Genomic DNA, 21,651 nt, shown 5'->3' with positions numbered 1-21,651 from the left:
ACAAGTGGCGCACGTTCAACGAACACGCCGAACCTCCCGTTTTTCTTTTCACCCTATGTGATCAGCCGTAGCGCTGCCCAACCAGGGTGCTGGCCTGCGCGGACGGCCGTCAACTCCCCGATGACGCAGGGGCGCTGGGGACACTTACGTCGAAGTGCCGGGCACGCGACGCGGCTTTCACCAGCGCGCTCAGTGCGACCGCCTTGGCGCGGCCCTTCTCGCTGCTGCCCCACTCGACGGTCCGCCCGCCGCTCAACTCCAGCGAGATGGAGTCATAGGAACGGACCGTGACGGTCCGCATGTCCCGGGCGACGGCGGCGGGAACGTCCTGGACGACTCGAGCCGCCGCGCCGATCAGCCGGCCGGTGCCGAAACGCGTTGCGGCGGCCGAACGCTCCACGGTCAATTCCAGAGCGGGAACGCCCTTCGGAGGGGCGGAAACCGTCGCGAACCGTACGCCTTCCCGGTCCACTTCGATGAACTTTCCGCCGTCTCCCAGGATCAGAACCGGCGTGCGTTCGGTCACTTTCAGCCCGATTCCGTGAGGCCAGGAACGGGAGACGTCAACCGAGTCGATCCTGGGCAATTTCCGGCGCAGGCGCGCCGCGATCGCATCGGTGTCGAGGGAAATCAGCGGCGTACCGAGCCGGACACCGGCGGCCTCGCGCACCTGCGTCCGGGTCAGCACCTGCGTGCCCGTGACGGAGACACGCTCCAGACGCAACCACGGGGAGCCGTACAGCAGCCAGATGGAGCCGCCGCCCGTCAACACCACGGCAAGGAAAAGGATGATGAGCATACGGCGCCGGTGAACACGGGGTGACCGGGGCGGGCCGGACTCCAGCCGCTGCCGTTCGCCGCGCTCGGCGGTCATCTGTCCGGCCACGCGCCCTCCTTCTCCCTGGGTCGGTTCTCCCGCGGCCGAAAGCCGCGGGTACCCCCACCGCGACGGCTCACCCGCCGTCCTGTGCGCCCCTCGTCAGCGGGCGGCCCGTGCCGAGGCGATCGCCTCGTACACCATGCCGACGAGCAGGTCGTCGGCGTCCCGGCGGCCGAACTCGGAGGCCGCGCGGGACATCTGGTACAGCCGGTGCGGGTCGGCGAGCACGGGCACCACGTTCTGCTGGACCCACTCGGGGGTCAGCTCCGCGTCGTCGACCAGCAGTCCGCCGCCCGCCTTCACCACCGGCTGGGCGTTCAGCCGCTGTTCGCCGTTGCCGATGGGCAGCGGGACGTATGCGGCCGGAAGCCCGACGGCGGAGAGTTCGGCGACGGTCATCGCGCCCGCGCGGCAGAGCATCATGTCGGCCGCGGCGTACGCGAGGTCCATCCGGTCCACGTACGGTACCGGGACATAGGGAGGCATACCCGGCATCTGCTGGACGCGCGGCAGTTCGTTCTTCGGGCCCACCGCGTGCAGGATCTGGATCCCGCACTGCTGCAGATACGGAGCGACCTGCTGGACCACCTCGTTGAGCCTGCGGGCGCCCTGCGAGCCGCCGGAGACCAGCAGCGTCGGCAGGTTCGGGTCGAGCCCGAAGGCGGCGCGGGCCTCCGGGCGCACCGCGGCGCGGTCCAGGACGGAGATGGAACGGCGCAGCGGGATGCCGATGTAGCGGGCGCCGCGCAGCTTGCTGTCGGGGGTGGAGACAGCGACCTGGGCCGCGTACCGCGAACCGATCTTGTTGGCCAGACCGGGGCGCGCGTTGGCCTCGTGGATGACGATCGGCACGCCGAGCCGCTTGGCGGCCAGGTAACCGGGCAGGGCGACATAACCGCCGAAACCGACGACGGCGTCCGCCTTGGTCCGCTCGAGGATCTGCTCGGCCGCCTTGATCGTGCCGCGCAGCCGCCCGGGGACCGTGATCAGCTCGGGGGTCGGCTTCCGCGGCAGGGGCACGGCGGGGATCAGCGCGAGTTCGTAGCCCCGCTCGGGGACGAGCCGCGTCTCCAGACCGCGCTCCGTGCCCAGTGCCGTGATCCCCACGGTCGGATCCTGCCTGCGCAGGGCGTCCGCGAGGGCGAGCGCGGGCTCGATGTGGCCGGCGGTCCCCCCACCGGCGAGTACGACATGCACCGAAATTCACCGCTCTCCGGACGGGCGCGCCACCGAGGCACGCCGTCGCATCGTGTTCCATCTCCGAGGCCCCGGAGGGCCTCCCGCCCGCTTTCTACCAAAGCGAGGTTGCCGCATCGCAAGCGCCGCCCGCGCAGCGGGGTCGTCGCGCGCGAAGGCGATCAGCAACCCGATGGCGAACATGGTCGGCAGCAGGGCGGATCCCCCGTAGGAGAACAGCGGGAGAGGGACGCCGGCGATCGGCAGCAGGCCGAGCACCGCACCGATGTTGATCACCGCCTGAGCGGTGATCCAGGTCGTCACGCCTCCCGCGGCATACCTCACGAAGGGGTCCTCCGTGCGTCCGGCCACGCGGATACCCGCATAGCCTAGAGCCGCGAAGAGGGCGAGCACCGACAGCGTCCCTGCGAGGCCCAGTTCCTCACCGGTGACGGCGAAGATGAAGTCGGTGTGCGCTTCAGGCAGTTGGCCCCATTTCTCCACACTCGCACCGAGGCCGGACCCGAAGATCCCGCCGGACGCCAGAGCGTAGATGCCGTGCACCGCCTGCCAGCAGTCGACCGGGCCCGACTGGGCTTCGGTCGCCCCGATGCAGGAGAGCCGGGCCATGCGGTTGGGGCTGGTCTTGATCAGGATCACGCCGATGGTGGCCGCGACGGACAGCACCGCGACGAACATCCTCGTCGGGGCCCCGGCCAGCCACAGCAGTCCGAAGAGGATCGCGGTCAGGATGATGGCCGTGCCCATGTCGCCGCCGAGCATGATCAGCCCGAGCAGCAGGAACGCCACCGGGACCAGCGGCACGAGCATGTGCTTCCACTGCGCGAGCAGCCGCTTGTCCTGCTTGCGGGCGATCAGGTCGGCGCCCCACAGCACGAGGGCGAGCTTGCCGAACTCGCTGGGCTGGATCTGGAAGGAGCCGCCGAGCGAGATCCAGTTCTGGTTGCCGTTGACCGACATCCCTATCCCGGGCACCTGCACCAGCGCCATCAGGAAGACGGCACCCGCCAGTATCGGGTAGGCCAGCGCCCGGTGGAGCTTCACGGGCATCCGCGACGCGACGAACAGCAGCACGGCGCCGATGGAGGCGGCGAGGAACTGCTTGCGGAAGAAGTACGACCCCGGCAGCGACATCTGCAGCGCGGTGATCTGCGAGGCCGAGTAGACCATCACCAGACCCAGCACGGTGATCAGCAGGCTTCCGCCGAGGATCAGGTAGTAGGCCGTGAGCGGGCGGTCCCAGGCCCGCCGGGCCCGGGCGACGAGACGGCCCGCGGGGTTGTCGCGCGAGGAGCGCGGACCGGTGGGCCGCCGGGCCGGCCGCTGCACCGCACGGCTACTGGAGGCCACCGGTCACCTCGCTGCACGGAGCGGTGCCGCCGGCGGGCAGCCGCCGGCGGAACACCGGCCACGATGGCGTCGTCACGCGTCCCTCCCAGGGATCCCGGGCGTGCCCGGAGCGACCGGGGCCCGCCGTCAGGCGTCCGCGGTGCCGAGTTCGCGTACGGCCTCCGCGAACGCGTCCCCGCGCTTGTTGTAGTTCGCGAACATGTCCATGGAGGCGCAAGCGGGAGCCAACAGCACCGTGTCCCCGGAGTGCGCGAGCCGTCGCGCCTCCTGCACGGCCGCGCGCATCGCCCCAGTGTCGGTCCGGTCGAGGTCGACGACGGGTACTTCCGGGGCGTGTCGCGCGAGGGCTTCACCGATCAGCGCGCGATCCGCGCCGATGAGCACCACACCGCGAAGCCGCTTGGCCGACCTGGCGACCAGTTCGTCGAAGGTGGCCCCCTTGGCGAGTCCGCCGGCGATCCACACGATCGACTCGTACGCCGCCAACGAGGCTTCCGCCGCGTGGGTGTTGGTGGCCTTGGAGTCGTCGACATAGGCGACCCCGTCCACGTCCGCCACATGCGCGATGCGGTGGGCGTCCGGGGTGAAGGACCGCAGTCCGTCCCGTACGGCCCCGGCCGGCACCCCAAAGGCGCGCGCGAGGGCCGCCGCGGCAAGGGCGTTGGCCACGTTGTGCGGGGCCGGCGGGTTCACGTCGGAGACCTCGGCCAGCTCCTGCGCGTTCTTCTGCCGGCCCTCGACGAAGGCGCGGTCGACCAGGATACCGTCCACGACGCCGAGTTGGGACGGGGCGGGTGCGCCGAGGGTGAAGCCGATCGCCCGGCAGCCCTCCTCGACGTCCGCCTCGCGCACCAGGTCCTCGGTCGCCTTGTCGGCGACGTTGTAGACGCAGGCGACCCGATTGCCCTCGTAGATACGGCCCTTGTCGGCGGCGTACGCCTCCATCGAGCCGTGCCAGTCGAGGTGGTCGGGCGCCAGGTTGAGCACCGCGGCGGAGTGGGCGCGCAGCGACGGGGCCCAGTGCAGCTGGTAGCTGGACAGCTCCACCGCGAGCACGTCGTACTGCTCCTCACCGAGGACGGCGTCCAGCAGCGAGACCCCGATGTTGCCGACGGCGGCCGTGCGCAGGCCCGCCGCCCGCAGGATCGAGGCGAGCATCTGCACGGTGGTGGTCTTGCCGTTGGTTCCCGTGACCGCGAGCCAGGGGGCCGCGTCGGGACCCCTCAGCCGCCAGGCCAGCTCGACATCGCCCCAGACCGGTACACCGGCCTCGGCCGCCGCGGCGAACAGCGGCTTGTCGGGCCTCCAGCCGGGTGCGGTGACGATGAGGTCGGTGCCCTCGGGCAGGGTGGCGCCGTCGCCGAGCCGGACCGTGATGCCGAGCGCCTCCAGCTCGGCGGCCTGTGCCCGGGCCCGCTCGTCGTCGCCGTCGTTCACGACCGTGACGCGGGCGCCGAGCCCGTGGAGCACCTTGGCCGCCGGGACGCCGGAGACGCCGAGGCCGGCGACGGTGACGTGCTTCCCCTGCCAGTCGGTCACTTTTCCGCTGCCCATCCCGCGTAGAAGATGCCAAGACCCACGATCACGCAGATTCCCTGAATGATCCAGAAGCGGACCACGACCAGGACTTCGGACCAGCCCTTGAGCTCGAAGTGGTGCTGGAGTGGCGCCATGCGGAAGACGCGGCGGCCGGTGAGGCGGAACGAGCCGACCTGGATGACGACCGACATGGTGATCAGGACGAAGAGGCCGCCCAGCAGCGCGAGCAGCAGCTCGGTGCGGGAGCAGATCGCGAGGCCGGCCAGCGCGCCGCCGAGGGCCAGCGATCCGGTGTCACCCATGAAGATCTTGGCGGGCGAGGTGTTCCACCACAGGAAGCCGAGGCAGGCGCCCATCAGCGCGGAGGAGACCACGGCCAGGTCGAGTGGGTCCCGTACCTCGTAGCAGGCGGCCGGGTTGGTCAGGGTCGCCGCGTTGGCGCAGGACTCCTGGAACTGCCAGACGCCGATGAACGTGTACGCGCCGAAGACGAGCACGGAGGCGCCGGTGGCGAGGCCGTCCAGACCGTCGGTCAGGTTCACGCCGTTCGACATCGCGAGGATCATGAACAGCGCCCAGATCACGAACAGCACCGGGCCGATCGTCCAGCCGAAGTCCTGGACGAACGAGAGCTTGGTGGACGCCGGGGTGTTGCCGCGGGCGTCGGCGAACTGCAGTGCCAGTACGGCGAAGGCGATGCCGACGATCAGCTGGCCGGCCATCTTCGCCTTGGCCCGCAGACCGAGCGAGCGCCGCTTGACGATCTTGATGTAGTCGTCGAGGAAGCCGACCAGGCCCATGCCGGCCATCAGGCCCAGCACCAGCACACCGGAGAAGGTCGGTGTGGCCGCCTTGTCGGTGGTCCAGCTCGTGATCACCTTGGACAGGAAGTAGGCGGCGATCGTCGCCAGGATGAACGCGATGCCACCCATGGTCGGCGTGCCGCGCTTGCTGGCGTGCTCGCGCGGGCCGTCGTCGCGGATGTACTGCCCGTAGCCCTTGCGGGCCAGCAGCTTGATCAGCAGCGGAGTGCCGATCAGGGTGAGGAAGAGGCCAATGACTCCTGCGAACAGGATCTGCTTCATCATCGGGCGGCAACCTCACCCTCGGCACCGGTCTCGAGCAGCGCCTGGGCCACACTCTCGAGCCCGACCGACCGGGACGCCTTCACGAGTACGACGTCTCCTGGGCGCAGCTCGCTGCGCAACAGGTCGATCGCCGCCTGTGCGTCGGACACGTGCACCGACTCCTCACCCCACGAACCCTCGTTATATGCGCCCAGTTGCAGCCAGGACGCTTCCCTGCCCCCGACCGCGACGAGCTTGCTGACGTTGAGCCGGACGGCGAGCCGCCCGACCGCGTCGTGCTCGGCGAGCGCCTCGTCCCCGAGCTCGGCCATCTTGCCGAGCACCGCCCACGTACGACGCCCCTTGCCCATCGCCACGAGCGCGCGCAGTGCGGCTCGCATGGACTCGGGGTTCGCGTTGTAGGCGTCGTTGACGACCGTCACGCCGTCCGGGCGCTCGGTGACCTCCATCCGCCAACGGGAGAGGGTGCCCGCCTCGGAGAGCGCGGTTGCGATCTCCTCCGCGGACATGCCCAGCTCATGGGCGACGGCGGCCGCGGCGAGCGCGTTCGACACGTGGTGCTCACCGTACAGGCGCATGGTCACATCACTGCACCCGGAGGGTGTGTGAAGGCTGAAGGTCGGCTGTCCGCTGTCCGTGAGTCTCACGTTCTCGGCGCGAACGTCCGCTTCGTCGGACTCTCCGAAAAGGACCACCTTCGCCGTCGTACGGGACGCCATGGCCCGCACGAGCGGATCGTCTGCGTTGAGCACCGCGATGCCGCCCTCGTCCTTGGAGGGGAGGCTTTCGACGAGTTCGCCCTTCGCCTGCGCGATCTGCTCACGGCCGCCGAACTCGCCGATGTGGGCGGTGCCGACGTTCAGCACCAGGCCGATCCGCGGCGGGGTCAGACCGGTGAGGTAACGGATGTGGCCGATCCCGCGCGCTCCCATCTCCAGCACGAGGAACCTCGTGTCCTCGGTGGCGCTGAGAGCCGTGAGCGGCAGCCCGATCTCGTTGTTGAGCGAGCCGGGCGTCCACACCGTCGGCGCCTTGTGCTGGAGCACCTGGGCGATGAGGTCCTTGGTGCTGGTCTTGCCGGCGGAACCGGTGAGGGCGACCACGGTCGCCCCCAGCCGCCGCACCACGTGGCGCGCGAGGGCGCCGAGGGCGGCCTGCACGTCGTCCACGACGATCGCGGGCACGCCGACGGGGCGGGACGCCAGCACGGCCGCGGCGCCCGCCTCGACCACCGCCGGCGCGAAGTCGTGCCCGTCCGCGCGCTCGCCGACGAAGGCGACGAAGAGGCCGCCGGGCTCCACCTCACGGGAGTCCCGGACGACCGGCGCGGTCACCTGGACGGACGGGTCCGGTATGTCATGCATCTGCCCGCCGACGACTGTGGCGATCTCGGCGAGGGAGAGGGCGATCACAAGTTCATCCCTGGGTCTTCTGGATAGCTTCGCGAAGCACCTGGCGGTCGTCGAAGGGACGGACCACTCCGGCGATGTCCTGGCCCTGTTCGTGGCCCTTGCCCGCGACCAGCACGGTGTCCCCGGGCCGCGCGCGGGCCACGGCGGCGGCGATGGCGGCGGCCCGGTCCTCGAAGACCTGCACCTCGCCTCGTTCGTGTGCGGGTACGGAGGCCGCACCCTCCAGCATGGTCGCGAGGATCGCGAGGGGATCCTCGGAGCGCGGGTTGTCGGAGGTCAGTACGGCCGTGTCGGCGAGCCGGGCCGCGGCGGCGCCCATCGGGGCGCGTTTCGTGGTGTCCCGGTCGCCGCCGCAGCCGAGCACGATGTGCAGCTTGCCCTCGGTGACCTTGCGCAGGGCGCGCAGCACCGATTCGACGGCGTCGGTCTTGTGGGCGTAGTCGACGACCGCGAGATAGGGCTGCCCGGCGTCCACGCGCTCCAGGCGGCCCGGGACGCCCGGCACGGCGGCGATGCCGTCGGCGGCGGTCTGCGGGTCGATGCCGGCCGTGGCGAGGGCGACGATCGCGGCGAGGGTGTTGGCCACATTGAAGGGGCCCGGCAGCGGCGACTTGGCGGAGATGTGCAGGCCCTCGGGGCCGAGCACGGTGAAGGCCGAGTCGAGCCGGCCGACCCGGACGTCCTGGGCGCGCCAGTCGGCGTCCGGATGGCCCTCGGCCGAGTATGTGACGACCGGGACGCCGGCCTCCTTCACGAGTCTGCGGCCGTACTCGTCGTCGAAGTTGACGACGCCGATCCGGCTGCGTTTCTCGGTGAACAGCTGCGCCTTGGCCCGGAAGTAGTCCTCCATGTCGGAGTGGAACTCCATGTGTTCCGGGCTGAGGTTGGTGAAGACCGCGACGTCGAAGACACAGCCGTCGACCCGGCCGAGGACCAGCGCATGGCTGGAGACCTCCATGGCGACCGCCTCGACCCCGCGTTCGCGCATGACCGCGAACAGGGCCTGCAGGTCCGTGGCTTCGGGCGTGGTGCGCTCGGACTTGATGCGCTCGTCGCCGATGCGCATCTCGACCGTGCCGATGAGGCCGGTGCTGTGGGTCGAGCGCAGCCCGCCCTCGACCAGATAGGCGGTCGTGGTCTTGCCGGAGGTGCCGGTGATGCCGATCTGGAGCAGGTCCCGTCCCGGGTGGCCGTAGATCGTCGCCGCGAGCTCGCCCATCCGTCCGCGCGGATCGTCGGCGACCAGGACGGGCAGCCCGGTGGCGGCGGCGCGCTCGGCGCCCGTCGGGTCGGTCAGCACGGCGACCGCGCCGAGACCTGCGGCCTGGGTGACGAAGTCGGCACCGTGCAGCCGGGCGCCCGGAAGCGCGGCGTACAGATCGCCCGGGCGGACCGCACGCGAGTCATGGGTGATGCCCGTGACCTCGGCAGGGTTCTCCGGCGCGGCGGCGCCCAGCTGGCCGGCGAGCTCCGCGAGGGGTGTGGCGGAGACCTGAACCGGTCGCGGCGGCCCCGGATACGTCACGGAAGCGCCCTTCTGGGAAGTGGGGGACTGATCAGCGTGTGGCACGGCGGTGAGCGTACCGGGCGTGCCCCCGCCGGAGCGAAAAGGGAGCCCGCGCGCAGCGCGCTCCGGCGCCGGCGGTGGGGGGAGGCAGGTGGGCGCGGGCGGGGCGTGGTTCCCGGGATCGGGGGTGATCGATGTCACGAGCTGGTTCCTGGTGGTCTTCCCGTAGTGCTGGTCATGGCGAGAACGTGACGGGCAGGTTCGCGGCCGCGGCCCCGGTGGGCGGGACCTGGAGGGTCTTCAGGGCGAACTCCATGACCTGCTTGAAGACGGGACCGCAGATCTGACCGCCGAAGTAGCTGCCCTTGGTGGCGTTCTGGATGGCGCAGTAGACGGTCACCCGGGGGTTGTCCGCGGGGGCGAACCCGGCGAAGGAGGAGGTGTAACCGCGGTACTTGCCGGTGGCCGGATCCACACGGTTCGCCGTACCCGTCTTACCCGCGACCCGGTAACCGGGGATACGGGCCGCGACACCTGTGCCCTCCCGGTCGTCCACGACGGACTCCAGCATCTGGGCGAGGGTCTTCGCCGTTCTGTCGCTGACGACCCTGGTCTCCTGCGGTTTCGCGGCCGGGGTGAAGCGGCCGTCCGCGCCCTTCATGCCGCGCACCAGGGTCGGCTCGACGCGGACGCCGCCGTTGGCGATGGTCGAGTAGACGGAGGCGGCCTGGACCGCGTTGATCGACACTCCCTGGCCGAAAGGAATCGTGTACTGCTGCGACGTCGACCATTTCTCGGGCGGCGCGAGGATGCCTCTGGTCTCACCGGGGAAGCCCAGGCCGGTGGGGCTGCCGATGCCGAATTTGCGCAGGTACGAGTAGAGGATCCGGTTGGCCTCCGGCTGTGTCCTGCCGAGCTGCCCGGTCGCCAGGATCGTGCCGATGTTGCTGGACTTGGCGAGGACCCCGTTCAGCGTCAGGTTCCAGGTCGCGTGGTCGACGTCGTCCTGGAAGAGGCGGTCGCCGCGGTGCAGCCTGTTGGGCACGACGACGTGGGTCATCGGGGTGGCGACGTTCTCCTGCAGCACCGCGGCAATCGACATCACCTTCGCGGTGGAGCCGGGCTCGTACGCGTCCTGGACGGCCGCGTTGCCGAGGGCCGCGGCATTCGCCTTGGACAGGTCGTTGGGATCGAAGCCGGGCGAGTTCGCCATGGCGAGGATCTGGCCGGTACGGGTGTCCTGCACGACCACGTAGCCGCGGTCCGCGTGGGACGTCTTCACCTGCTGGGTGATGGCGTTCTGGGCCGCCCACTGGATGTCGCGGTCGATGGTCAGCTCGACGTCGGAGCCGGCCACGGCCGGCGTCTCGGCGGAACCGGCGGTGGGCACCAGACGGCCGCCCGACTGCGCGTAGCGGATCTTGCCGTCCTTGCCCGCCAGGTCCTCGTTCAGCTGCTGCTCGATGCCGCCGCCGCCCTTGCCGTCGGCGTTGACCCAGCCCAGTACCCCGGCGGCGAGCACGCTGTTCGGGTAGACGCGCTTGTTGGTGGGCTCGGCGAGCACTCCGGCGAGGACGTTGACCGTCCCCTTGTCCGTCCTGGCCCGGTCGGCGAGCGTGTTCTTCAGGTCCTTGATCTGGTTCCACACCTGTGGGGTGCGCCGGCGGGCCAGCAGGACGTAGCGAGTGTGCGGGGTCCTGAGCTTCTTGGCGACCAGGGCGACGTCCTGGTCGATGATCGGGGCGAGCAGCGCGGCGGCCTGCTCGGGGGCGTCCGGTGTCCCGGTGGCCTTCGTCGTGAACAGCGTCGGGTCGGCCGTGATGTCGTACGCGTCCACGCTGGTCGCGAGCTCCACCCCGTTGCGGTCCGTGATCTCGCCGCGTACGGCGGCCAGCGTGCGGCCCACGTAGCGGTTCTGATCGGCCTTGGCGGCGTATGCGCTGGCGTCCACGGCCTGCACCTGGAGCAGCCGCAGAACGAAGACGGACAGGACCAGGGTCAGGGCGAGACCGACCAGGCGCAGCCGGGGGCGCGGGCTGCCCAGCCGGATGCTCGAGGCGGGCCCGCGGGCCGGGGCGGGGCGGCGTGCGGGGCGGGCGCCGGAGCCCGGGTGGCGCCGTGCGTCCGGGCGCACGGGACGAGCGGGCCGCGCGGGGCCGGGCACGCGGCGGCGCGGCGGTTCCCTGTCGGACACTTCCGTCACCTGCCGGGGGTCTTGGAGGGGTGTGCTGGCGCAGTGGAGGACGCGGGCGGGGTGGAGGGGGCGGGCGGGGCCGTGGTGGGCGCGGGCGCGGAGGCCGTACCGGCACGCTGGGTCGACGACGGCGACGGCGCCCTGCTCGGGCCGGAGCCGATCGCCATGGGCGGGCGCACGGCCGCGGGGCTCGCCGCGGACTGCTCGGCCGCGGCCGAGGGAACGCCCTTGACGGTGCCGTCGGGGTTCAGGAAGGCGGGGTCGCCGCCGGGGACCATGCCGAGTTCGTGGGCGCGGCGCTGGAGCGCATCGGGTGCCGAGTAGGCGTCCACATCCCGCTGGAGGGCCTGCTCCTCGTCGGTGAGGTTCTTGGTCTGCCGCTGCAGGTCGTCGAGCTTGAACGCGCCCTCGCTCAGCGCGGAGTTCAGCACGAGCAGCACGATGAGCCCGCCGCCGAGCAGCACGACGACGAGCAGCACGAAGGGGGTCCGTGCGGCGCCGGCGGCACCGCCGGCGGGAATCAGCCGCGCGAGCCGGGCGGCCCTCCCTCTGAGTCGGGGTTTCGCGCTCACACACCCTCCCGCCGCGCCGCCATGCCCGTACGCCTCCTCTTCGGCCACCGCGACTCCCGGGGCGGTCCGGTGGAGCCGGCGAGCGGCCCCGTCCGGGCCGGGGCCTCGGGCCGGGGCGGGATCCCCTCGGTGGCCCGGCCGCCCGCGGGCACGCCGCTCCTGGTCACTCCCCCACCCCTTTCGTCCGGCTCACTCGACATCCTCGCGGATGCGCTCGGCGCCGCGCAGACGCGCCGGGGCCGCCCGGCGGTTCTCGGCGACCTCCTCCTCGGTGGGAAGTTCGGCACCGCGGGTGAGCAGCTTGAGCCGGGGCTGGTAGCGCTCGGGGACGACCGGCAGACCGGGCGGCGCGGTGGTCGCGGCGCCGGCCGCGAAGACCTGCTTGACCAGCCGGTCCTCGAGCGAGTGGTAGGAGAGGACGGCGATCCGGCCGCCGACCGCGAGCGCCTGCACGGCCGCCGGGATCGCCCTCTCCAGGACGGCGAGTTCGCCGTTGACCTCGATGCGCAGCGCCTGGAACGTGCGTTTGGCGGGGTTGCCGCCGGTCCGCTTGGCCGCCTGCGGCAGCGCGTTGCGGATCAGCTCCACGAGCCGGGCACTGGTGGTGAACGGCTCCTTCTCGCGCTCGCGCACGATGGCGGACACGATCCGCTTGGCCTGCTTCTCCTCGCCGTAGGCCCGCAGGATCCGCACGAGTTCGCCCGCCGGATAGGTGTTGAGGACCTCGGCGGCGCTCAGGCCCGTCGTCTGGTCCATCCGCATGTCCAGCGGGGCGTCCTGCGCGTACGCGAAGCCGCGTCCGGCCTCGTCGAGTTGCATGGACGAGACGCCGAGGTCGAAGAGGATGCCCTGGACGCGCGGGACACCCAGTCGGTCGAGCACGCCGGGAAGTTCGTCGTAGACCGCGTGCACCAGGGTGGCGCGCTCCCCGAACGGTGCAAGCCGCTCCCCCGACAGGCGCAACGCCTCCTTGTCGCGGTCGAGCCCCACCAGCCGGGCCTCGGGGAAGCGCGTCAGCAGTGCCTCGCTGTGGCCGCCGAGCCCGAGGGTGCAGTCGACGACGACGGCCTCCGGCTCGGCGAGGGCCGGCGCCAGTATGTCCAGACACCGCCCGAGCATGACGGGCACGTGTCGACTCTCGCTCAAGGGGGCCTCTCAGATCCGGCACGACCGGGTCCGCACCACCGGGTCCCCGCCCGCTCGCGAGGGGGAGGGCCTGCCGGCGCCGGAAGCGTCAGCCGACCGGGAGCGGGAGGAGGCCGAGCCGTACGTACGCGCCGCGCACGTGGGGAGGAACCGGCGCTCAGCCGGTGTCTCCGGGGGAAACAGTCCGCAGGAAGAGCATCTCGCCTCCCGCTTCGCGTCACTTTAGTCCACCCTGTCTTGCGGTCAATCAACTGCCCTGCGCGTCGCGCGCCAGGGCGTCGCGGCGGGGCGGTTCGAGGGGAATCACCCGTCCGGCAGAGGTTCCGGCCGAGGTCCACCGACTGTGTGGGTTACCTCACAACAAGCACACGTGGCGTTCTTTGTCCGCTCTCACAGCAGGCCCCGATCGTCCGTGACCAGTAACGTCATGGGTATGACGACTTCCGCATCCGTTCCCGCCGGTCCCGAAGGCGCCATAGTGGGCACCGTCACCGATCGCCTCGTCGACGCCAACGAGCAGTACGCCGCCGCGTTCACGGATCCCGGGATGGACGCCCGCCCCGTGCTCCGCGTCGCGGTCGTGGCGTGCATGGACGCCAGGCTGGACCTGCACGCCGCGCTCGGACTCGAACTGGGCGACTGCCACACCATCCGCAACGCGGGCGGCGTCGTCACCGACGACGTGATCCGCTCCCTCACCATCAGCCAGCGGGCGCTGGGCACCCGCAGCGTCGTCCTCATCCACCACACCGGCTGCGGCCTCGAGTCCCTGACCGAGGAGTTCCGGCACGATCTGGAGATGGAGGTGGGCCAGCGTCCCGCCTGGGCGGTGGAGGCCTTCCGCGACGTCGACCAGGACGTACGGCAGTCGATGCAGCGCGTGCGCACCTCCCCGTTCCTGCTGCACACGGGCGACGTGCGCGGCTTCGTCTTCGATGTGAAGACGGGCCTGCTGCGGGAGATCGACCCCGCGTAAGGGGGGCGCGGCACCTGCCGCGCCACCACGCCTGTCCCCTTCGCGAACGTCCATTCGGTCGAAAAACCCCGGCTTCGGTGGGCCAAAAAGGCCGTAAGGCCGACATATCGCGGCCAGTTATCCACAGGCGAGTGACACGAACCGGTAACGGCAACAAGAATGCGGGGGTGGCATCACGCGGAACCTTTCGCGCGTGGTGTCCGTGTTTCGGGGTGGGCCGGTCCGCATCGCAGAGCGTCGGCCCGGAGCAATAACGGGCCGAGGAGGGCCGGGTGACGACCTATGACGATCGAGCGAGCCTTACTGATCTGACCGCCACTGTGGAGCGTGTCCGCAGTTCGGTGGAAGGAGTGATCGAGGGCAAGCCAGAGGTCGTACGCCTTTCGCTGACTGTGCTGCTCGCCGAGGGGCATCTGCTGATCGAAGATGTCCCCGGCGTCGGCAAGACCATGCTCGCGAAGGCACTGGCGCGCTCCATCGACTGCTCGGTGCGCCGTATCCAGTTCACGCCCGACCTGCTGCCCTCGGACATCACGGGCGTGTCCATCTGGGACCAGCAGCGCCGGGACTTCGAGTTCAAGCCGGGCGCGATCTTCGCCCAGATCGTGATCGGGGACGAGATCAACCGCGCCTCGCCCAAGACGCAGTCCGCGCTCCTCGAGTCGATGGAGGAACGCCAGGTCACCATCGACGGCAAGACATACGAACTGCCCAGCCCCTTCATGGTGGTCGCCACCCAGAACCCGGTGGAGATGGAGGGCACCTATCCGCTGCCCGAGGCCCAGCGCGACCGCTTCATGGCCCGTGTCTCCATCGGCTACCCGAGCGCGGAGGCCGAGCTGCAGATGCTCGACATCCACGGCGGGGTGAATCCGCTGGACGACCTCCAGCCGGTGGCGCACGCCCACGACATCGTGAAACTGGTGGAGGCGGTCCGGGGCGTCCATGTCGCCGAGGCGGTCCGCCGCTACGCCGTGGACCTCGTCTCCGCCACCCGTACGCATCCCGATCTCAGACTCGGCGCCTCGCCGCGCGCCACCCTGCACCTGCTGCGCGCGGCGAAGGCGTCCGCAGCCCTCAGCGGCCGGGAGTACGCACTGCCCGACGACGTGCAGGCGCTCGCCGTGGCCGTCCTGGCCCACCGCCTGCTGCCCACGGCGCAGGCCCAGCTCAACCGCCGGACGGCGGAACAGGTCGTCGAGGAGATCCTGCAGCGCACCCCGGTGCCCGCGGCGCCCCAGCAGTCCGGTCTCACCATGGGCCGCGGCTACGGCCAGCAGCCGCCCCGGAGGCTGTGATGGCCCACGGGGGGACGGCGCACACCGAGGAGGAGGACAAGGGCGGGCTGCGTACCACGCTCGCGGGACTGACCACGCGCGGCCGCTCCTTCCTCGCCGCCGGGGTGGCCGCCGCGATCTGTGCGTATGTGCTCGGCCAGAGCGATCTGCTCCGGGTGGGTCTCCTGCTGGCGGCGCTGCCCCTGGTGTGCGCGTCGGTGCTGTACCGCACGCGCTACCGGGTCGCGGGCAGCCGCCGGCTCTCCCCCTCGCGGGTCCCCGCGGGATCGGAGGCCCGGGTCCATCTGCGGATGGAGAACGTCTCGCGGCTGCCCACCGGGCTGCTGATGCTCCAGGACCGGGTGCCCTACGTGCTCGGGCCGCGCCCCCGTTTCGTCCTGGACCGGGTGGAGGCGGGCGGGCGGCGCGAGGTGTCCTACCGCGTGCGCTCGGACCTGCGCGGGCGTTATCCGCTGGGACCGCTCCAGCTGCGCCTGAGCGACCCCTTCGGCATGTGCGAACTGACCCGCTCCTTCTCCACCTACGACACCCTGACGGTGATCCCGCGGGTGGAGCCGCTGCCGCAGGTACGGCTCACGGGCGAGGCCAGGGGCTACGGCGACGGGCGGCAGCGCTCGCTGGCGCTGGCGGGTGAGGACGACGTGATCCCCCGCGGTTACCGGCACGGCGACGACCTGCGCCGGGTGCACTGGCGCTCCACCGCGCGCTACGGCGAGTTGATGGTGCGCCGCGAGGAGCAGCCGCAGCGCGCCCGGTGCACGGTCCTGCTGGACACCCGGGCCGTCGCCTTCCGGGGCTCGGGCCCCGACTCGGCCTTCGAGTGGGCGGTCGCGGGCGCGGCGTCCGCGCTGGTGCACATGCTCGAACGGGGTTTCTCGGTACGGCTGTTGACCGACACCGGCAGTTCGGTGCCCGGTGAGGGCGCGGACGGGTTCGCGGGCGCGAGCCAGCAGTCCGCCGACGCGGCCGGACTGATGATGGACACGCTCGCCGTGATCGACCATTCGGACGGCGCGGGCCTGTCACGCGCGTACGACCTGCTGCGCGGCGGGAACGAGGGCCTGCTGGTGGCCTTCTTCGGCGACCTCGACGAGGAGCAGGCCACGGTGGCGGCCAAGATGAGCACGCGCAGCGGCGGGGCGCTCGCCTTCCTGCTGGACAGCGCCTCCTGGGGACGCGAACCGGACGAGGTGCCGAGCGCGTCGGACCGGAGTCAGGATCGGCTGCGGCTGCTGCGCGAGGCGGGCTGGACCGCGCTCGCGGTGCCCAGGGGCGTCCCGCTCGCGGACCTGTGGCGTGAGGCGGACCGGCAGCACACGGGTGTGGGCGCCGTGAGCGGTGCGGAGGGACGGTCATGAGCGGGCGGGCCCGGCTGGCGCTGTGTGCCGCGGCGGCGACACTGATGGCGTCGTGCGCCCTGCTGCCGCTCGTGTCCCCGGCGACCTGGATCCTTCAGGTGGTGTTCCTGCTCGCGGTACAGACCGGTGTGGGCGCACTGACCCGGCGCGTCCCGCTGGCGCGCCCGCTGACCATCGCCTGCCAGGCGGTGGTCACCCTTCTGCTGCTCACGCTGTTCTTCGCCCGGGACCAGTCCATCGCCGGGTTCGTCCCCGGTCCCGAGGCCTTCCGTCATTTCGGGGAGCTCCTGCAGTCGGGCGCGGACGACGTCGGACGGTACGCGATCCCGGCGCCCCTGACCCCCGGGATCCGGCTGATGATCGTCGGCGGGGTCCTGGTGATCGGGCTGCTGGTCGACGCGCTGGCGGTGACGTTCCGCGCGGCGGCCCCGGCCGGACTGCCGTTGCTCGCGCTGTATTCGGTGGCCGCGGGGCTGTCCGACGGCGGCACCGACTGGCTGTGGTTCCTCACGGCCGCCGCCGGCTATCTGACGCTGCTCCTTGCCGAGGGCCGCGAGCGGCTCTCCCAGTGGGGGCGGGTCTTCAGCACCGCACCCCGCTCCCCGGGCCGGGACCCCGGACACGCCGTCGCGCCCGCTCGCACCGGCCGCCGGATCGGCGCGGTCGCGCTGGGTGCCGCCCTGGTGGTGCCGCTCGCCCTGCCCTCGCTCTCCGGCGGACTGCTGGACGGCACCGGTACGGGCGTCGGCACGGGCATCGGCAACGGCAACACCATCTCCGCGGTCAACCCCCTGGTGTCGCTGCGGGACAGCCTGAACGTGGACCAGGACCGGCAGGTCATGGCCTACCGCACCAACACGGACGACACCCAGGACATGTATCTGCGGATCGTCGCCCTGGACGAGTTCGACGGCACCACCTGGAAGCCGGCCCAGCGCCACATCACGGCGGTGCCGGACACGTTGCCCACACCCGCCGGCCTCGCGGGCAGCGTCCGGCGGACGGAGATCGACACACAGATCTCGGCGGCGGACTGGTACGCCCAGGACTGGCTGCCGATGCCCTACCCGGCGACCGATGTGAAGATCAAGGGCAGCTGGCGGTACGAGCCGGTGGGCCGGACGCTCGTCGGCGACCACGGGCAGAACACCCGCGGCCTGCAGTACGGCGTCAAGAGCCTGATCGTGCAGCCGACCGCCGAGCAACTGGCCTCGGCGCCGGAGCCCCCCGCCGCACTGGAACGCGAGTTCACCAAGGTGCCGTCGTCGGTGCCGGGAGTGGTCGCCCGGACGGCCCGCGAGGTGACGGCCGGATCGTCCGACCGCTACGAGGAGGCGGTCAAGCTCCAGGACTACTTCTCGCTCGACGGCGGCTTCACCTACGACACGGATGTGCAGGTCGGCAACGGGCCGAACGCGATCGCGCGGTTCCTGCGGGACAAGCGCGGCTTCTGCGTGCACTTCTCCTTCGCGATGGCCACGATGGCCCGGACCCTGGGGATACCGGCACGCGTCGCGGTGGGCTTCACACCGGGCTCACCGCTGCCGGACGGCTCGATGTCGGTCGGGCTGCGGGACGCGCACGCATGGCCGGAGCTGTACTTCGAGGGTGTGGGCTGGACTCGCTTCGAGCCCACTCCGACCCGTGGGTCGGCACCCTCGTACACGCAGTCGAACGCCCCGACCGGGCAGGAGCCGGTTGCCCCCCGCCCGTCGCTGTCCTCGTCCACAGCGCCGTCCACCGCGCCGTCGGCCGCCCAGAGCTGCTCGGCACAGGAGCGCAGGATGGCGGAGTGCCCGAGCCAGTCGGCGAGCGCGACGGTCTCCTCCGGGGACGGCGGACCTCCGTGGTACCGGGTCCTGGCGTGGACGCTGCTCGGTCTGGTCGTGCTCGCCGTGCCGCTGGCGCCGATGCTGTGGCGCCTGCGGAGACGTGCCGTACGGCTGGCCTCCGCCCGGCATGCGTCGTCCGCCGGGCCGCCCTCCGTACCCGGCGAGCGCCCCGCCGACGAGCTCGGGGTGACGGTGCTGCCCGGCGAGGGACCCGTGAGCCGGCGGACCGAGGCGGCCGTGGGGCACACCCTGGCCGTGTGGCGCGAGCTGACGGACACGGCGTGGGACTACGGCATCCTGCCGGACGACGCGCTGACCCCACGCAGGGCCGCCGAGCGCATCGTGCGCCTCGGCCGGCTGGACCCGCCGGCGGCCGAGGCGGTGCACCGGGTGGCCGGTGCCGTGGAGCAGGTGCTCTTCGCCCCGGAGCCGCGCGCCCAGGCCGGACTGGTCGACGATGCGCGCACGCTGCGCAGGGCCCTGCGGTCCACGGTCAGCGGGTCGAAGCGGGTGCGTGCGGTCGTGGCACCGCGCTCGGCCCGGCGTGCGGTGTGGGCCGCGGCCGACCGCTGGATGGATCTCAGGGCCCGCTGGGCGGCCCGCTGGGCCTCCCTGACGCGGCGCCCGTCGGGCCAGCAGAGCGGCTGACGAGACGGGCCCGTCCGCCCCGCTTCCGGGTGGACGGGCCCCGCTCGCCCATGGGGGTCCGAGGCGGGCTCCGAAGGGTGTGTACGTCCCCGCCCCCGGACCGGACGCGCCCGTACGTCGCACTGCCGAGCTCACGGCCGGCCAGGAGCCGCACCACCGGACCCACGGCTCGACGGGCGCCGCGCTCCCCGACTCGCCGCTCGACAGGCGCCGCACACCGTCCTCCGCGGCCCCCGGCCCGGCGCTCGCGCACCCGGTCATCGCGACCGGCCGCGTACCCACGTGGTGTCCGGCCCTCCGACCTGCCGCTCAGGGCGTCGGGACATGCTTCAAGGGGGCGCCACCTCACCGGTGGCGCCCCCTTGTGCGAAAGTCATCTGCCGGCCCGGGGCCTAGTGGCCCTGCTCGTCCCGGCGCCGCTGCCAACGCTGCTCGATGCGATCCATCATGGAGCGTCGCTGCCTGACCTGCCTGCGGGCGCCCGGCGCCCCCTGCTCGCCCGGCTTGGGGGCCTTGCGCCAACCGGTCACGACGAGCACCGCACAGCCCAGCATGACGAGAAAGCCCACCACGCTGATCCAGATCTGCTTCGCGACCATTCCGGCCATGAGGAGCGCGATACCCACCAGGAAGCCCGCGGCCGCCTGGTAGACCCGTCGCCGGGTGTACGTACGCAGCCCGCTTCCCTCAAGCGCTGTCGCGAACTTGGGATCTTCGGCGTACAGCGCTCGCTCCATCTGCTCGAGCATTCGCTGCTCGTGCTCCGAGAGCGGCACGGAGTCCTCCTCATCGTGCAGTCGCCGGGGCGACCGGGGGTCCCCTTCAGGATAGGCAGGGAATCGCCCCCTTGAAACCCGCCCCTCTACGCCAATTGGCCAACCGGAACCCGCCATGGCCGTCCCGGCTCACTGAAGATTCCATTCCCCAGCGGCCGACCCGTCATGCCGGGCGGTCTCCCTCGATCATACGGCGCGGACCGCTCGATCGGGGGGCCTGTGGCGTACTCCATCTGCCGCCGAGCCCCTGATCAGCGGGGCGCCGTCATTTTTGAAGTGCGTTCGCCCCAGGGGCGCTCGGGCCGTTGCCGGGAGCCCGTCCGTGCTCAGGCCCCGGTCGTCCCTCGGGTCTCACCGAGGACATGGAGTTGGGTGGCGACGGAGTGGAAGGCGGGGGTCTCGGCGACCGCGGCCTCCAGCTTGAGCAGCGCCTCCAGCGCCCCCGGTTCGGTGTCCACCAGCACCCCGGGCACGAGGTCCGCGAAGACCCTGACCCCGTGGACGGCTCCCACCCGCAGGCCGGCCTCCTCGACGAGCGCGGTGAGCTGCTCGGCGGTGAAGCGGTGCGGCACCGGGTCGCTCTCGCCCCAGCGGCCGTTCGGGTCCTCCAGCGCCTGCCTGGCCTCCTTGAAGTGCCCGGCGAGGGCCCGCGCGAGGACGGCGCCGCCGAGCCCGGCGGCCAGGAGGCTGAGGACGCCCTCGCCGCGCAGGGCGGCGACCACGTTGCGGACGCCTTCGGCGGGGTCGTCCACGTACTCCAGAACGCCGTGGCACAGCACCACGTCGTAGCCGCCGCGCTCGACCACGTCGAAGAGACCGTGGGCGTCGCCCTGAACGCCCTGCACCCGGTCGGCGACACCGGCCTCGGCGGCCCTGCGCTCCAGCGCGAACAGGGCGTTCGGGCTGGGATCGACCACCGTGACACGGTGACCGAGGCGGGCGACGGGCACCGCGAAGTTGCCGCTGCCGCCGCCGGTGTCGAGGACGTCCAGCGCGTCCCGCCCCGTGACCTTGACGCGGCGGTCCAGGGCGTCCTGGAGGACCTCCCAGACGACGGCGGTACGCAGAGAGGCGCGCGGGCGCAGCGGGTCCGACACGGCAGTTGACTCCTCGGCGTGGCACCGCCTGGTGCAAGGCGGAGCGATCGGACGGCCCTCCCACCCCGGTACCAGGTCGAAAGGCTGCAGGCGCTTCCACCCTATTGCCTCCGGCGCCATGACCGGCGGCCTGTCCACCGGCCGAACAGCGTGCCGTCCCCACCGGGCGTCCCCGGTCCCGCACCGGCCGCCCGCCGCCCCGCGGCCGCGCCGGACGGCTCAGCCCGCGTCCGGCATCTCCCGGTCCTCCTCCCGCCGCGGCTGCGGCAGCACCGGCTGGAGCACGAGCATGCGCTCGACCAGCCGCAGGAACATGGCAACGTCGCGGATCAGGTCGTCCGCGTCGCGGGTGCCGGCGGCGCCCTGTATGCCCGCCTCGGCCCGGGCGCGGCGGGAGGCGCCGGAGGCGAACAGCGCGCTCCACTCGGTCAGTTCGGGCGCGATCTCGGGGAGTACCTCCCAGGCACTCCTGATCCTGGCGCGGCGTCGCGCCGTGGGTTCCGGGCGCCCGCGCGCGGCGAGCACGGCGGCCGCCGTGCGCAGGGCGGCCAGATGGGCCGTGGCATAGCGCTCGTTGGGCGTGTCGAGGAGGGCCGCCTCGTCGAGTGCGGCGTGTGCCTGGGCGAGCAGGTCGAGGGCGGCGGGCGGGGCCGTGGCCCGGCGCAGCACGGGGTGCACATCGCTCGCCGGGCCGGTCAGTGAGGGGGCAGGGCCGGTGGCGCGACGCCGGCGTGCGGCGGCTGCGTGGTGACTGGCCATGACGAACCTCCTGTCGTCTGTG

General features: G+C 72.0%; 17 protein-coding genes. 4 read left to right on the top strand and 13 right to left on the bottom strand.

Annotated elements, in window-relative coordinates; all coding sequences use genetic code 11:
• Window positions 1–109: 109 nt before the first annotated feature.
• The 10 genes from ACSHXN_RS29655 to rsmH form a co-directional block, all read right to left on the bottom strand.
• Entirely contained in the window at window positions 110–886 is a 777-nt protein-coding gene (locus tag ACSHXN_RS29655; protein ID WP_355133190.1) for a cell division protein FtsQ/DivIB, read from the bottom strand.
• A 93-nt stretch (window positions 887–979) separates the two neighbouring features.
• Window positions 980–2,077, bottom strand: a complete 1,098-nt coding sequence (gene murG / locus ACSHXN_RS29650; RefSeq protein ID WP_356108243.1) for an undecaprenyldiphospho-muramoylpentapeptide beta-N-acetylglucosaminyltransferase — start codon at window positions 2,075–2,077, stop codon at window positions 980–982.
• Window positions 2,078–2,083: 6 nt separating this feature from the next.
• Window positions 2,084–3,427, bottom strand: coding sequence for a putative lipid II flippase FtsW (gene ftsW, locus ACSHXN_RS29645; RefSeq protein ID WP_383356060.1), 1,344 nt, complete (start codon window positions 3,425–3,427; stop codon window positions 2,084–2,086).
• A gap of 126 nt (window positions 3,428–3,553) precedes the next feature.
• The gene (gene murD / locus ACSHXN_RS29640; RefSeq protein WP_438304285.1) at window positions 3,554–4,981 is read right to left on the bottom strand and encodes a UDP-N-acetylmuramoyl-L-alanine--D-glutamate ligase; all 1,428 of its coding nucleotides are present in this window, start codon (window positions 4,979–4,981) and stop codon (window positions 3,554–3,556) included.
• Entirely contained in the window at window positions 4,963–6,051 is a 1,089-nt protein-coding gene (mraY, locus tag ACSHXN_RS29635) for a phospho-N-acetylmuramoyl-pentapeptide-transferase (RefSeq protein ID WP_107116849.1), read from the bottom strand. The genes murD and mraY overlap by 19 nt, the downstream gene beginning before the upstream one ends.
• A complete protein-coding gene (locus ACSHXN_RS29630; RefSeq protein WP_438304283.1) occupies window positions 6,051–7,466 on the bottom strand; it encodes a UDP-N-acetylmuramoyl-tripeptide--D-alanyl-D-alanine ligase in 1,416 nt (471 codons plus the stop codon). Before ACSHXN_RS29630 ends, mraY begins: the two co-directional genes overlap by 1 nt.
• A gap of 4 nt (window positions 7,467–7,470) precedes the next feature.
• Entirely contained in the window at window positions 7,471–8,991 is a 1,521-nt protein-coding gene (locus ACSHXN_RS29625; RefSeq protein ID WP_356108314.1) for a UDP-N-acetylmuramoyl-L-alanyl-D-glutamate--2,6-diaminopimelate ligase, read from the bottom strand.
• A 217-nt stretch (window positions 8,992–9,208) separates the two neighbouring features.
• The gene (locus ACSHXN_RS29620) at window positions 9,209–11,167 is read right to left on the bottom strand and encodes a peptidoglycan D,D-transpeptidase FtsI family protein (RefSeq protein WP_438304281.1); all 1,959 of its coding nucleotides are present in this window, start codon (window positions 11,165–11,167) and stop codon (window positions 9,209–9,211) included.
• A gap of 5 nt (window positions 11,168–11,172) precedes the next feature.
• A complete protein-coding gene (locus tag ACSHXN_RS29615; RefSeq protein ID WP_355795636.1) occupies window positions 11,173–11,739 on the bottom strand; it encodes a septum formation initiator family protein in 567 nt (188 codons plus the stop codon).
• A gap of 189 nt (window positions 11,740–11,928) precedes the next feature.
• Window positions 11,929–12,885, bottom strand: coding sequence for a 16S rRNA (cytosine(1402)-N(4))-methyltransferase RsmH (gene rsmH, locus ACSHXN_RS29610; RefSeq protein WP_355133202.1), 957 nt, complete (start codon window positions 12,883–12,885; stop codon window positions 11,929–11,931).
• Between the two features lie 433 nt (window positions 12,886–13,318).
• On the opposite strand from rsmH, the gene ACSHXN_RS29605 reads away from it, so the two are divergent.
• The 4 genes from ACSHXN_RS29605 (at window position 13,319) to ACSHXN_RS29590 (ending at window position 18,997) form a co-directional block, all read left to right on the top strand.
• On the top strand, window positions 13,319–13,861 hold the full coding sequence (locus ACSHXN_RS29605; RefSeq protein WP_355133204.1) for a beta-class carbonic anhydrase: 543 nt from the start codon (window positions 13,319–13,321) through the stop codon (window positions 13,859–13,861).
• Between the two features lie 272 nt (window positions 13,862–14,133).
• Complete coding sequence (locus tag ACSHXN_RS29600; RefSeq protein ID WP_355133206.1) at window positions 14,134–15,159, top strand: AAA family ATPase; 1,026 nt, start codon at window positions 14,134–14,136, stop codon at window positions 15,157–15,159.
• Window positions 15,159–16,517 carry a DUF58 domain-containing protein gene (locus ACSHXN_RS29595; protein WP_355133208.1) on the top strand — a complete coding sequence of 453 codons (1,359 nt, stop codon included), beginning with the start codon at window positions 15,159–15,161 and terminating at the stop codon, window positions 16,515–16,517. Before ACSHXN_RS29600 ends, ACSHXN_RS29595 begins: the two co-directional genes overlap by 1 nt.
• Window positions 16,514–18,997 (top strand): transglutaminase TgpA family protein, encoded by a 2,484-nt coding sequence (locus ACSHXN_RS29590; RefSeq protein WP_356108248.1) that lies wholly within the window; start codon window positions 16,514–16,516, stop codon window positions 18,995–18,997. The genes ACSHXN_RS29595 and ACSHXN_RS29590 overlap by 4 nt, the downstream gene beginning before the upstream one ends.
• Before the next feature lie 392 nt (window positions 18,998–19,389).
• Here ACSHXN_RS29590 and ACSHXN_RS29585 read toward each other — a convergent pair whose 3' ends face one another.
• The 3 genes from ACSHXN_RS29585 to ACSHXN_RS29575 form a co-directional block, all read right to left on the bottom strand.
• A complete protein-coding gene (locus tag ACSHXN_RS29585) occupies window positions 19,390–19,773 on the bottom strand; it encodes a DUF3040 domain-containing protein (RefSeq protein ID WP_059133237.1) in 384 nt (127 codons plus the stop codon).
• Window positions 19,774–20,099: 326 nt separating this feature from the next.
• The gene (locus tag ACSHXN_RS29580; RefSeq protein WP_438304275.1) at window positions 20,100–20,870 is read right to left on the bottom strand and encodes a methyltransferase; all 771 of its coding nucleotides are present in this window, start codon (window positions 20,868–20,870) and stop codon (window positions 20,100–20,102) included.
• A 219-nt stretch (window positions 20,871–21,089) separates the two neighbouring features.
• Window positions 21,090–21,629 (bottom strand): SAV_6107 family HEPN domain-containing protein, encoded by a 540-nt coding sequence (locus tag ACSHXN_RS29575; protein ID WP_355133214.1) that lies wholly within the window; start codon window positions 21,627–21,629, stop codon window positions 21,090–21,092.
• Window positions 21,630–21,651: the final 22 nt, after the last annotated feature.

Origin of the sequence: Streptomyces sp. HUAS TT11 (assembly GCF_051553595.1) — a bacterium.
GTDB lineage: Bacteria > Actinomycetota > Actinomycetes > Streptomycetales > Streptomycetaceae > Streptomyces.
This window is presented reverse-complemented; position numbering and strand designations above follow the sequence as displayed.

Coding starts and splice junctions, on each gene's coding strand:
- mraY (WP_107116849.1), bottom strand. CDS start 6,051: ATGAAGCAGATCCTGTTCGCAGGAGTCATTGGCCTCTTCCTCACCCTG.
- murD (WP_438304285.1), bottom strand. CDS start 4,981: ATGGGCAGCGGAAAAGTGACCGACTGGCAGGGGAAGCACGTCACCGTC.
- ACSHXN_RS29575 (WP_355133214.1), bottom strand. CDS start 21,629: ATGGCCAGTCACCACGCAGCCGCCGCACGCCGGCGTCGCGCCACCGGC.
- ACSHXN_RS29590 (WP_356108248.1), top strand. CDS start 16,514: ATGAGCGGGCGGGCCCGGCTGGCGCTGTGTGCCGCGGCGGCGACACTG.
- ACSHXN_RS29605 (WP_355133204.1), top strand. CDS start 13,319: ATGACGACTTCCGCATCCGTTCCCGCCGGTCCCGAAGGCGCCATAGTG.
- ACSHXN_RS29595 (WP_355133208.1), top strand. CDS start 15,159: ATGGCCCACGGGGGGACGGCGCACACCGAGGAGGAGGACAAGGGCGGG.